This window comes from Nocardiopsis sp. RV163, assembly GCF_001029525.1.
Lineage (GTDB): Bacteria > Actinomycetota > Actinomycetes > Streptosporangiales > Streptosporangiaceae > Nocardiopsis > Nocardiopsis dassonvillei.
The window spans coordinates 1-2,403 of sequence record NZ_LEKI01000303.1 but is presented as its reverse complement, the minus strand read 5'-3'; the positions used below and the strand labels follow the sequence as shown (position 1 = coordinate 2,403).

The window sequence follows — 2,403 nt, the reverse complement described above, 5'->3', positions numbered from 1 at the left end:
CGGACCCCGAACCCACCCCGGAGCCGTCCCCGGACCCCGAGCCCGGGGACTGCGCGGTCGAGTACGAGGTAACCAACACCTGGAGCGGCGGGTTCCAGGCCGGGGTGACGGTCACCAACACCGGCGACGAGGCACTGGAGGGCTGGGAGGTCGGCTGGGAGTTCACGGCCGGTGAGGAGGTCACGAGCCTCTGGAACGGCGCGCACACCCAGGACGGCGCGTCCGTGCGGGTCACCGACGCCGGGTGGAACGCCCGGATCGCCCCGGGGAGTTCGGTGACGGTCGGCTTCAACGGGACCGTGGACGGCGAGCCCGCGCAGCCGACCGGGCTCACCCTCGACGGGCAAGCCTGCGGCTGACGCCCTGACACGGCGGGGCCGGGAGCCGCGGGGGCGGTTCCCGGCCCTTCGCCGTGCCCGGACGGGGACCGGCGAACGGGCCGCCGCCGGAGCCGTCACGGAACCCCGGGCACACCCGCGCCCCCGGGGTTCCAGGAGGAGGGGAACCCCGGGGGCGCGGGCGGTCCTGAGGCGGCGCTAACCCTTGACGGCGCCGATGATGACGCCCTTGGTGAAGTGCTTCTGGACCAGCGGGTAGACGAACGTGACCGGCACCAGGGCCACCACCACGATGGCCATCTGGATGGCCAGGTTGGGCGCCGAGGCGCTGCCGCCCTGCACCGCGTCGCCGATCACCGAACTCGAACTGAGCTGCTGGCCCTGCTGCACGTACTGGCGCAGCACCAACTGGAGCGGCCACTTGGCGTTGTCGTTGATGTAGAGAATGGCGTTGAAGAAGGCGTTCCAGTAGCCCACCGCGTAGAACAGGCCGACGACCGCGGTGACCCCCTTGGACATGGGCAGGACCAGCCGGGTCATGATGGTCCACTCGCTCGCCCCGTCCACCCGGGCGCTGTCGCCGATCTCCTGCGGCAGGTTCATGAAGAACGCCCGCATCACCACCAGGTTGAACGCGTTCACCGCCGTCGGCAGGATCAGCGACCAGTAGCTGTCGATCAGGCCGACGTTGCTCACCAGCAGGTACAGCGGGATCATCCCGGGCGCGAACAGGAAGGTCAGCAGCACCGCGAACAGCAGCGGCCGGTGCCACAGCGACCCGGGCTGGGACAGCCCGTAGGCGGCCAGGACGGTCGCCGCCAGGCTGACCAGCGTTCCCACGGCCGTGACGCCCAGGCTGACCAGTACGGCCCGGGTCACCACGCCGCCGCTGAACAGGTCCGCGTAGGCCTGGAAGGAGACCCCCTGCGGGACCAGCACCAGGCCGCCCGCGCTGTTCACCGCCGAGGCGGGGGACAGGCTGGTCAGGACCACGACGTAGAGGGGGAAGACGATGACGACCGCGATGGCGGCCAGGGTGGTGTTCTTCGCGGCGCGCGCGGGGAGGCCGGGGCGCTCCGCCCACACGGGGCGGTCCTTGAACAGTGTGCTCATGCTCGTCGGTAGATTCCGTTCTCACCCATCTTGTGGGCCAGCTTGTTGGCCAGAACGATGAGGACCAGTCCGACCACGCCTTTGACCAGGCCCGCGACCGCTCCCGCGCTGAAGTTCCCCGTCACCAGGGTCTGGTGGTAGATGAAGGTGTCGAGCACCTCCGACACGCCCGATCCGAACGCGTCGCGCTGGAGGTAGAACTGCTCGAAGCCGACGTTGAGGATGTCGCCGATCTTGAGGATGAGCAGCAGGATGACCACCGGGCGCAGGCCCGGCAGGGTGATGTGCCACATCCGCCGCCAGCGCCCGGCGCCGTCCACGGCCGCGGACTCGTAGAGGTTCTGGTTCACGGCCGCCAGCGCGGCCAGGAAGATGATCGTGCCCCACCCGGCGTCCTTCCAGACCATCTGGGAGGTGACCACGAACAGGAACGCGTCCGGGTCGGTCATGACCTCCAGCGGCGCGTACCCGTTCTGCCGCAGGATCTGCGAGAACAGCCCCGCGCCGCCCAGGATCTGCTGGAACAGGGTGACGACCAGGACCCACGAGAAGAAGTGCGGCATGTACACGATGCTCTGGAGCACCATCCGCAGCCCGGGGCTGAGCACGCTGTCCAGCAGGATGGCCAGGGCGATCGGAATGGGGAAGAAGAACACGAGCTGGACGGCGGCGATGACCAGCGTGTTGCCCGCCGCGGACCAGAAGCGGGGGTCGGTGAACAGCCGCTCGAAGTGCGCCGGCCCCACCCACGGGCTGCCCCACACCCCGTCCCAGGGGTTGTAGTCCTGGAAGGCGATGACGTTGCCCAGGGTCGGCGTGTAGTGGAACACCGCCAGCAGGCCGATCGCCGGGACCGTCATCAGCAGGAGCTGCCAGTCGCGGCGCAGCCTCGCCCCGAACGGGACCCGTCTGCGTCCCCGGGGCGCGGACCCGCCCCTGCGGTCCGGGGCGG

The 2,403-nt window shown here is 70.1% G+C and carries 3 protein-coding genes; 1 reads left to right on the top strand and 2 read right to left on the bottom strand.

All coding sequences use genetic code 11. The features are described 5' to 3' along the window. A partial coding sequence (locus tag ABD54_RS26280) for a cellulose-binding domain-containing protein (RefSeq protein WP_047872241.1) occupies positions 1-359 on the top strand: 359 nt, incomplete at its 5' end. A gap of 177 nt (positions 360-536) precedes the next feature. On the opposite strand, the gene ABD54_RS26275 is transcribed toward ABD54_RS26280, so the two are convergent. Together ABD54_RS26275 and ABD54_RS26270 are read right to left on the bottom strand one after the other, a co-directional pair. Continuing rightward, positions 537-1,451, bottom strand: a complete 915-nt coding sequence (locus tag ABD54_RS26275; protein ID WP_047872240.1) for a carbohydrate ABC transporter permease — start codon at positions 1,449-1,451, stop codon at positions 537-539. Further along, positions 1,448-2,403: sugar ABC transporter permease (locus ABD54_RS26270; protein WP_047872239.1), on the bottom strand; the 956-nt coding region annotated here is incomplete at its 5' end. The genes ABD54_RS26270 and ABD54_RS26275, both read right to left, overlap by 4 nt.

What these genes read in the sequence shown, in the direction of transcription:
- ABD54_RS26275 (WP_047872240.1), bottom strand. Translation starts at nt 1,451, where the DNA reads ATGAGCACACTGTTCAAGGACCGCCCCGTGTGGGCGGAGCGCCCCGGC.